Here is a 9,048-nt window from a genome sequence, read left to right on the forward strand (position 1 = left end):
CTCCGTATCAGGCTTGTTCAGGGGCGGCGAACGGCGCATCCAGCGGCGCGGTGTCGAAGGTGCGCAGCAGTTCGATCAGGATTTGCGTCGCCGGGCCCAAGGGTTTGTCCTTGTTCGAATACAGATAGAAGCTCGGGTTGCGGCTGCCACCCTGGTCCAACGGTAGCAGCTTGAGCGTGCCTTCCCGAAGTTCGCGTTCAATCATGTGCCGGGGCAGCCAGGCGAAACCCAGGCCGCTGCTGACAAACGTCGCCGCGGTGGCCAGGCTGCCGACGGTCCAGCGCTGTTCGGCGCCAAGCCAGCCAACGTCTCGGGGTTGCTGGCGACCGGAGTCGCGGATCACCACTTGCATCTGGGTTTCCAGATCCTGGAAGTTCAGTTCGCGGTTCAGACGATGCAGCGGGTGTTCGGGGTGGGCAACGGCAACGAATTCAACATCGCTCAATTCCGCGCCGAGATAGCCGGGAATGCTGAATCCTGTGATGGCCAGGTCCGCCACACCTTCCAGCAACACTTCTTCGACACCCGACAACACTTCTTCGCGAAGACGCACCCGGCAGCCACGGCTTTGCGGCATGAACGCGGTCAATGCGCGGACGAGGCGGGCGCTCGGGTAAGCGGCGTCGACCACCAGCCGCACTTCCGCTTCCCAGCCTTGCTCCATGTGGTGGGCCAGGTCTTCCAGCTGGCTGGCCTGTTTCACCAGTTGCCGCGAGCGGCGCAGCAACACGCCGCCGGCTTCGGTCAGCACCGCTTTGCGGCCATCGATGCGCAACAGCGGCACGCCGAGCTGGTCCTGCATACGCGCCACGGTGTAGCTCACCGAGGATTGCGAACGGTGCAGCGCTTCGGCGGCCTGGGCGAAACCGCCGTGGTCGACCACGGCTTGCAAGGTTCGCCATTGATCAAGGGTCACGCGGGGCGCTTTCATGAATAGCTCCTCTTGTCCTAAGCTGGCAGTCCTTATTGGAGACTGCTGAATGAAAAAGTTTTGTAGTGTGGTATCGGGTTGTGTGGTGCTGGCGCTGCTGCCGCTGACTGCGTTTGCGTATCCGATCGATGTGACAAAGCAGCTCAATGGCATGAAGATCGACTACAACGCGTTCGACACGGATAACGACATCGCCTCCATCCAGGTCAACAACTACGGCGACACCGATGCGCTCTGTAAGGTTGTTTTCAACAATGGCCCGGAATCGCCGCGCACCCGCTCTATCGAAGTGGCCGCCGGCAAACACAAAAATGCCACCGCCAAGTTCACCCGCACCATTATCAAGATGCGTATCAACCTGACCTGCACCCCCAAATGACTGACAACCTGTGGGAGCGGCGGTGCGACGATTCGACTTGCTCGCGAAAGCGGTGCATCAGGCGAAAGTGATAGCGCCTGACACGACGCCTTCGCGAGCAAGTCGAATCGTCGCACCGCCGCTCCCACAGAGCGGCATGCTCAGCTTATAAACGAATTTATTGATGGGTTATAGCAGTTATTTGCGCTTTTTCATCGATATGACTCTGTTTAACCTTCACTCCATCGCCTTACAGCATTCTCAGATGGAGCCTACATCCCATGTCACGCGTTCTGATCATCGAAAGCAGCGCCCGTCAGCAAGACTCGGTTTCCCGCCAGTTGACCCAGACCTTCATCAGCCAGTGGAAAGCCGCGCACCCGAACGACCAGATCACCGTGCGTGACCTCGCCGTCAACCCTGTGCCGCACCTGGACATCAACCTGTTGGGTGGCTGGATGAAACCTGCCGAACAGCGCAGCGACATCGAACAGGTCTCCCTGGAACGCTCCAACCAGTTGACCGACGAACTGCTGGCCGCCGATGTGCTGGTCATGGCCGCGCCGATGTACAACTTCGCCATCCCAAGCACCCTTAAAGCCTGGCTCGATCACGTGCTGCGTGCCGGCGTGACCTTCAAGTACACCGACACCGGCCCGCAAGGTTTGCTCAGCGGCAAGCGTGCCTACGTGCTGACCGCTCGCGGCGGGATCTACGCCGGCAGCACGGCCGATCACCAGGAACCGTACCTGCGTCAGGTCATGGGCTTCATCGGAATCCACGACGTGACCTTCATTCACGCCGAAGGCATGAACCTGGGCGGTGACTTCCAGGAGAAAGGCCTGAACCAGGCCAACGCCAAGCTTTCCCAGGTGGCTTGAGGCTTTAATCGCCAGATAATCCCTTGATGTTCAAGTGGCCTGGCGCAACCCCTTCAAGGCTTTACGCGCATCGAACCTCCCTTTGCACTTGTTGCTCCTGAGTGCTGTCGCCCGATTGAACGCTTTAGCGAGATCGGGCTTTTTTTTGCCTGGGATTTGGTGGATGTGCACCGATCTCCTGTGGGAGCGGGCTTGCTCGCGAATGCGATAGGTCAGGCAACATTAATATCGACTGACACGACGCTTTCGCGAGCAAGCCCGCTCCCACATGGGATTTGTGCGTGGGCAGAGGGTTCGCGATAACGGATAAAACCCGCTATCGTCGCCGCCATTCGAAACGAGGCGAGCATGGGCTATCTACTTTTTGTCACGCTGATCCAGGCGTTTTCCTTCAGTCTGATCGGCGAATACCTGGCCGGTCATGTCGACAGTTACTTTGCGGTGCTGGTACGCGTGTTGTTGGCGGGGCTGGTGTTCATTCCGTTGACCCGCTGGCGTTCGGTGGAACCGGCGTTCATGCGCGGCATGCTGTTGATCGGTGCGTTGCAATTCGGCGTGACCTACGTCTGCCTGTACCTGAGTTTCCGGGTGCTGACGGTGCCGGAAGTGTTGCTGTTCACCATCCTCACGCCGCTGCACGTGACCCTGATCGAAGATGCATTGAACCGGCGCTTCAATCCCTGGGCATTGGTCGCGGCACTGGTGGCAGTGCTCGGCGCGGCGGTGATTCGTTACGACCGAATCAACCCGGATTTCTTCATGGGCTTCCTGCTGCTGCAACTGGCCAACTTCACCTACGCCGCCGGGCAGGTCCTTTATAAGCACCTGGTAGCGCGCCATCCGAGCGATCTTCCGCACTACCGACGCTTTGGCTACTTCTACCTGGGCGCGCTGGCGGTGGCATTGCCGGCGTTCCTGATGTTCGGCAAACAGAATTTCCTGCCGGAGGCGCCGTTGCAATGGGGTGTGCTGGTGTTCCTCGGCCTGGTCTCCACCGCGTTGGGGTTGTATTGGTGGAACAAGGGCGCCTGCCTGGTGAATGGCGGGACGCTGGCGGTGATGAACAACCTGCATGTGCCGGTGGGGTTGCTGATCAATTTGCTGATCTGGAATCAGCATGAAGAGCTGGGGCGGCTGTTCCTCGGTGGGTCCGTGATCTTGATGGCGGTGTGGATCAGTCGGTTGGGTGTACGAAAGTCTTTGGCGCTGACCTGACCCTTGGGGCCATTAATGTACGCACCGCAGTCCGTCGACTGGCGGGGCGTGTGGGCTGTGCTAGTGTTTTTGGACCTATCTTTCCGATGAGCCCTTGCCATGGACGAGACGATCGTTGACGTGACCACCGCGAAGTTCAACGCGTTAGTCACGGTGATACAGGTATATGGCGCCGCTTTCGCGGTGAAGATTCTCACCGCAATCGCCTTCTGGATCGTCGGGCGCTGGCTGATAGGCTTTGCTGTCGGAATGGTGCAGCGGGCCCTGGCCAAGCAGAAGGTCGACCCGACTGTTCTGCGCTATGTCGGCTCAGCCATTACCGTGACGCTGAACATCATTTTGGTGATCGGTATTCTCGGCTACCTGGGCATGCAAACCACGACCTTCGCCGCGCTGCTCGCTGCGGTCGGCCTTGCGATTGGTCTGGCCTGGTCAGGGTTGTTGGCCAATCTGGCGGCTGGCGCGTTTATCATTGTCTTGCGGCCGTTCAAGGTCGGTGACTTCATTTGCGCGGGTGGGGTGACGGGTACGGTCACCGAGATCGGTCTGTTCGCTACCGCTATCAACACCCCGGATAACGTGCTGACGCTGGTCGGTAATAACAAGATTTTCAGCGACAACATCCAGAACTTCACCCACAACCCGTTCCGCCGTGTCGAACTGAAAGCCCAGCTATCGGGTGCGGCCGACTGGAAAGCGGCGGCAGCCTTGCTGAAACAACACATTGCGGCAATCCCCAATGTGCTTGCCGAGCCGGCCGTGGAGGTGGAGATTTTAGAGTTCAATCTGGTAGGTCCGGTGTTGGCGGTGCGTCCTTACTGCCACAACGAGCACTATTGGCAGGTGTATTTCGACACCAACCGCACCATCAAGGATTCCCTCGGTGAAGCCGGTTTCCCGGCTCCGATGCCGGCGCAGACGGTAATCATCCAGCAGCAAGCCGGCTGAGCCTCACACCATCACTCCCACAGGGTTTTGTGGTTCTACATGATGTGTTTTTCTGGCTCAGGAATGTGGCTCGCGCCCAGCATCGCCGGGAGTAACCCGGCCCTTAAATCCCCGCCACTGGGCTGCTGATACAGGCTCAAGCCAAACTCCGGCAGCACCGCCAGCAGGTAATCGAAAATATCCCCCTGAATCCGCTCGTAATCCGCCCACGCCGTGGTGCGGGTGAAGCAGTAGATTTCCAGTGGAATGCCCTGCGCAGTGGTTTGCATCTGGCGGACCATGCAGGTCATGTTCGGCTGGACCTCCGGGTGACTCTTCAGATACGCCAACGCATACGCGCGGAACGTCCCGATGTTGGTCATCCGCCGCCGGTTGGCCGACATCGCCGCGACGTTGCCTTGAGCCTCGTTCCAGGCCTTGAGTTCGGCCTGTTTGCGGCTGATGTAATCGGTCAGCAGATGCACCTGGCTCAGCTTCAACTCTTCGTCATCGCGGATAAACCGCACGCCGCTGGCATCGATGAACAGGCTGCGCTTGATCCGTCGTCCGCCGGACTGCTGCATGCCGCGCCAGTTCTTGAACGACTCGGACATCAGACGCCAGGTCGGGATCGAAACGATGGTCTTGTCGAAGTTCTGCACTTTCACCGTGTGCAGGGTGATGTCGACCACGTCACCGTCGGCACCCACTTGCGGCATCTCGATCCAGTCGCCGACCCGCAGCATGTCGTTGCTGGTCAGCTGCACGCTGGCGACGAACGACAGCAGCGTGTCCTTGTAGACCAACAGAATCACCGCCGACATGGCGCCCAGACCCGACAGCAGCAACAGTGGCGAGCGGTCGATCAGTGTGGCGACAATGATGATCGCGCCAAACACGTACAAGACCATTTTCGCCAGCTGCACGTAGCCTTTGATCGACCGGGTGCGGGCGTGTTCGGTGCGGGCGTAGATGTCCAGCAAGGCACTGAGCAGGGCGCTGACCGACAGCACCAGGAACAGGATGGTGAACGCCAGTGCGACGTTGCCGAGGAAAATCAGGCTGGTCTTGCTCAGCTCCGGCACCAGGTACAGGCCGAACTGGATCACCAGCGACGGGGTCATTTGCGCCAGGCGATGAAAGACCTTGTTATGCCGAAAGTCGTTGATCCAGTGCAAGGCCGGTTGGCGACCGAGTATTTTGGTCGCGTGAATAATGAGGTAGCGCGCCACTCGTCCGAGGGCCAGCGCTACCACCAGCAGCAGGATCAGCGCCAGGCTGGAATGCAGGAGCGGGTGCTGATCGAGGGCACCCCAGAGGTCTTGGGCGTTGAGCCAGAGCTGTTTGATATCCATGGGCGAAAACGGTCTTCTGTAGGACGCGACGGGGCGATTAGAGCATCTAAGACGCTTTGCATGACGTTTTGAGACAAATCAGGCAACAAAAAAGCCACTGTTTACCGCCGTTTGCATAAAGAAACTCGGCCTCGGCGCTCGAAACCGTTACCCTATGCAGCTGTTTTTTTGTATTTCTTCGAGGTAGCACCCGTGTTTTCCCAATTCGCCCTGCACGAACGCCTGCTCAAAGCCGTGGCCGAGCTTAAATTTGTCGAGCCAACGCCTGTGCAAGCAGCGGCTATTCCGCTGGCGCTCCAAGGGCGTGACCTGCGGGTGACAGCGCAAACCGGTAGCGGCAAGACCGCTGCATTCGTTTTGCCGATCCTCAACCGTCTGATCGGCCCGGCAAAAGTCCGCGTCAGCATCAAGACCCTGATCCTGCTGCCGACCCGCGAGCTGGCCCAGCAGACCATCAAGGAAGTCGAGCGCTTTGCGCAATTCACGTTCATCAAGTCCGGCCTGATCACCGGTGGTGAAGACTTTAAGGTCCAGGCCGCCATGCTGCGCAAGGTACCGGACATCCTGATCGGTACGCCGGGCCGGATGATCGAGCAACTGAACGCCGGCAACCTCGACTTGAAAGAAGTCGAAGTGCTGGTCCTCGACGAAGCCGACCGCATGCTCGACATGGGCTTTGCCGAAGACGTGCAGCGTCTGGTGGAAGAGTGCACCAACCGTCAGCAGACCATGCTGTTCTCGGCCACCACCGGTGGTTCGGGCTTGCGCGAGATGGTCGCCAAGGTTCTGAACAACCCGGAACACTTGCAGTTGAACAACGTCAGCGATCTGAATGCGACCACCCGTCAGCAGATCATCACCGCTGACCACAATCAGCACAAAGAACAGATCGTGAACTGGCTGCTGGCCAACGAGACCTACCAGAAGGCCATCGTGTTCACCAACACCCGGGCCATGGCCGACCGCATTTACGGTCGTCTGGTGGCGCAGGAATACAAAGCGTTCGTGCTGCACGGCGACAAAGACCAGAAAGACCGCAAACTGGCGATCGATCGCCTGAAGCAGGGTGGCGTGAAAATCCTCGTCGCCACCGACGTTGCCGCTCGCGGCCTCGACGTGGAAGGCCTGGACCTGGTGATCAACTTCGACATGCCGCGCAGCGGCGACGAATACGTTCACCGTATCGGTCGCACCGGCCGTGCTGGCAACGATGGCCTGGCCATCTCGCTGATCTGCCACGGCGACTGGAACCTGATGTCGAGCGTCGAGCGCTACCTCAAGCAGAGCTTCGAGCGCCGCACCATCAAGGAAGTCAAAGGCACCTACGGCGGACCGAAAAAGGTCAAGGCCTCGGGCAAAGCCGTTGGCGTGAAGAAGAAAAAAGTCGACGCCAAAGGCGACAAGAAGAAAACCGGCGCCAAGGCCCCGACCAAACGCAAAATCGCCAACCGCCCTAAGACCGACGCCCTGTCGCTGGTCAGCAAGGACGGCATGGCGCCGCTCAAGCGCCGCAAGCCGGAAGCGCCGGCAGCTGAATAAAGCGCCGTAGCGATCCAATAAAAAACCCGGACAGTGTCCGGGTTTTTTTATCTCCAGCGTTTGTCAGCTCCCCAACAGCCCACGGGTGTCCGCATCAAAGCGTTGTTTGGCTTGATCAGCCTTCGGTTTGAGCAAGGCGAGCAAGGCAGCCTCGCTGTACAACTGAGTGACCGCCAGTTCCCTGGGGGTCGGCTCAATCGGGATCAGCACGTCGCTATCGTCTGCATGCAGCCAGATCGCCACCAAGTGCAATGCCGAAACAAACAGTACCCGCAGTTCAACGGTTTTACCCTGCAGTTGCGGCGACTGTTCCGCTAGTTTCAACGCGCCGACCGTCGCGGCCGCCATGGCTCCGTGGTTCAGCGAGGCGAACTCGACATGACCGCGGACGTCGGCCAATTGTGCATCGGCAATCGTCACGCCATCGGAAAACACCAGGTAATGCCAATCGCCAATCTTGGCGTCTTTCAGGCCTTTGCCCTGGCTCACGTCCTCCAGGCTGAGCGAGTAACCACGGTAGGCCTCGCTGAGGCTGATCTTGCCGGGCGTGGCATTGGCAAACTGGCGATTGACGCCGAAGCCTTGGTTTTGCAGGGCGGCTTGGAGCGCCGGACGCAATGTCTGCACGCCGTTGGAAGGCGCCTTTGGATAAGTCAGTTGCATGATGTCGCCCTCCTAGTTTTTCACGGTGAAGTAAGTGTTGGTCCAGTTGCCGCCGCCGTTGTAAGAACCGGGGAACGAGTTCAACGCTCGGGTCGAGTAGCCGTAGATCGAGTCTGCAACCAACACGTAGTTGCCGTTGGTGCCATAGATCGTCAGGAAGTGGGCACCACCACCGTACCAGGCACAGCGCAAACCAATCGGCCGACCCATGTTGATCTGGTTCTGGATGGCCGACATCTGCAGCGAACCCTGGTTCATGCCGTTGAAACTGCGGGTAATCCTCAGGGCCGTATCCAGATAGCCATACACGTTGCACGGCCCCGGTTGATTGCAGCAGTTGCGGTCGAGCGCAGTGGTAGCCACGCCGCATTGGGTCCAGGACCCGGTGCCGTAATAGTTGCCGACCGACGCGGAAACTGCCGCCCAGCACCAGTTGGTCTGGGTTTGCTTCTGCATTGTGAAGTTGAGACTGGCAGCAGCCAGTGCGTTGAGTGGGGCAGCCGATTGGACATCGGACAGTTGCGGGTTGAGTAGACGACCGGCCAGGCACCTTGGCAGGGTTTCGCCGGTGAATGACGTTGCTTCAGTGGTTAACATTTTTCAATCCTCCATGAGTGAAAACTAGCGTCCAGCTAGTGGGTCTGTAGCGGTGTTGCTGAGCGATCGGCGTGTGCGTTTTGCCATGCTGGATGGCCGGCTCCGATCCGGGCTCGAGGTAACCTTAGGCAGATATATGCGTTTGTGCAAATAATTAAATGCACTAGTGCAAATTCCAGATCGAAAGAACGGCGCCTTTGGCAGCGCCGGAGGAACCGTCATTCTTGCGTTGTAGCTATCCAAAGGCCCTGGTTTCAGCTCTCGGCTTTTTTGTCCGCCGTCTTCAGCTCTTTCAACCGCTGATCAATCAGTTGGCATTTGTCGGGCAGATCCGCGCTGGCGGTGCCCAGATCCATCTTCTGCAGCTCATCGTTGATCTCTTTGGCCTTGGCCGGATTCTGTTCCGTGAGCCTGGTCACTTCCTTGGCCAGCTGTTCGCGCTTGGCCGTGGCTTCCTCGGGGGTGCAGGCCCAGGCGGGAAGGGCGCAGGCGAGGGTGGTGGCGAGAGTTAGTTTCAGCAGGGTTTTCATCGGACAGGCCTCTTTTATCGGGATCGCGACGTTACTGAGTGGAGGGTTAAAC

The 9,048-nt window shown here is 59.0% G+C and carries 10 protein-coding genes; 5 read left to right on the plus strand and 5 right to left on the minus strand.

From position 1 onward, the window contains the following. Positions 1-7: 7 nt before the first annotated feature. On the minus strand, positions 8-931 hold the full coding sequence (locus ACA072_RS07240) for a PA3225 family LysR-type transcriptional regulator (protein WP_131060451.1): 924 nt from the start codon (positions 929-931) through the stop codon (positions 8-10). Positions 932-980: 49 nt separating this feature from the next. Here ACA072_RS07240 and ACA072_RS07245 point away from each other — a divergent pair, with 49 nt between their 5' ends. The 4 genes from ACA072_RS07245 (at position 981) to ACA072_RS07260 (ending at position 4,333) form a co-directional block, all read left to right on the plus strand. Beyond that, the gene (locus ACA072_RS07245) at positions 981-1,310 is read left to right on the plus strand and encodes a 3-phosphoglycerate kinase (protein WP_497623784.1); all 330 of its coding nucleotides are present in this window, start codon (positions 981-983) and stop codon (positions 1,308-1,310) included. A 260-nt stretch (positions 1,311-1,570) separates the two neighbouring features. Then, positions 1,571-2,170 (plus strand): FMN-dependent NADH-azoreductase, encoded by a 600-nt coding sequence (locus tag ACA072_RS07250; protein WP_219095154.1) that lies wholly within the window; start codon positions 1,571-1,573, stop codon positions 2,168-2,170. A gap of 348 nt (positions 2,171-2,518) precedes the next feature. Beyond that, entirely contained in the window at positions 2,519-3,385 is an 867-nt protein-coding gene (locus ACA072_RS07255; RefSeq protein WP_497623785.1) for a carboxylate/amino acid/amine transporter, read from the plus strand. A 99-nt stretch (positions 3,386-3,484) separates the two neighbouring features. Then, the gene (locus ACA072_RS07260) at positions 3,485-4,333 is read left to right on the plus strand and encodes a mechanosensitive ion channel family protein (RefSeq protein ID WP_497623786.1); all 849 of its coding nucleotides are present in this window, start codon (positions 3,485-3,487) and stop codon (positions 4,331-4,333) included. A gap of 35 nt (positions 4,334-4,368) precedes the next feature. On the opposite strand, the gene ACA072_RS07265 is transcribed toward ACA072_RS07260, so the two are convergent. Beyond that, the gene (locus ACA072_RS07265; protein ID WP_497623787.1) at positions 4,369-5,667 is read right to left on the minus strand and encodes a mechanosensitive ion channel family protein; all 1,299 of its coding nucleotides are present in this window, start codon (positions 5,665-5,667) and stop codon (positions 4,369-4,371) included. Between the two features lie 192 nt (positions 5,668-5,859). Between ACA072_RS07265 and ACA072_RS07270 the strand changes: the two genes are divergently transcribed. Then, a complete protein-coding gene (locus ACA072_RS07270) occupies positions 5,860-7,206 on the plus strand; it encodes a DEAD/DEAH box helicase (RefSeq protein WP_008153197.1) in 1,347 nt (448 codons plus the stop codon). Between the two features lie 63 nt (positions 7,207-7,269). Here ACA072_RS07270 and ACA072_RS07275 read toward each other — a convergent pair whose 3' ends face one another. The 3 genes from ACA072_RS07275 to ACA072_RS07285 form a co-directional block, all read right to left on the minus strand. Next, positions 7,270-7,869, minus strand: a complete 600-nt coding sequence (locus ACA072_RS07275; RefSeq protein ID WP_497623788.1) for a hypothetical protein — start codon at positions 7,867-7,869, stop codon at positions 7,270-7,272. Positions 7,870-7,881: 12 nt separating this feature from the next. Next, a complete protein-coding gene (locus tag ACA072_RS07280) occupies positions 7,882-8,466 on the minus strand; it encodes a papain-like cysteine protease family protein (RefSeq protein ID WP_497623789.1) in 585 nt (194 codons plus the stop codon). A gap of 254 nt (positions 8,467-8,720) precedes the next feature. Beyond that, on the minus strand, positions 8,721-8,996 hold the full coding sequence (locus tag ACA072_RS07285) for a hypothetical protein (RefSeq protein WP_497623790.1): 276 nt from the start codon (positions 8,994-8,996) through the stop codon (positions 8,721-8,723). Positions 8,997-9,048 lie beyond the last annotated feature (52 nt).

The organism is Pseudomonas sp. LBUM1656, from assembly GCF_059716065.1.